Consider the following 220-nt stretch of genomic DNA (forward strand, 5'->3'; position numbering starts at 1 on the left):
GGCTTTGTCGAAGTTGCCTTCAGCTTCAACCAAGGCTTTTTTGCATTCCATCATGCCCAGGCCGGTAGCGGCGCGCAAGTCGGCAACCATTTTTGCAGTAATTTCTGCCATTTTGAATCTCCTAGATTTTTGGGAACACGGCCATTGCCGTGTTTGGAAATAGTGGCCGTCTGAAACGGATTTCAGAACGGGATTTGAGAAAAGGGGCATAACGCCCCTC

The 220-nt window shown here is 49.5% G+C and carries 1 pseudogene; it reads right to left on the minus strand.

What is annotated here, in order from left to right:
- Positions 1-111, minus strand: a pseudogene (locus tag ACTHSP_RS24325) (translation elongation factor Ts); the annotation flags it as partial.
- Positions 112-220 lie beyond the last annotated feature (109 nt).

The sequence above is a fragment of the Neisseria sp. P0001.S005 genome (assembly GCF_051963715.1).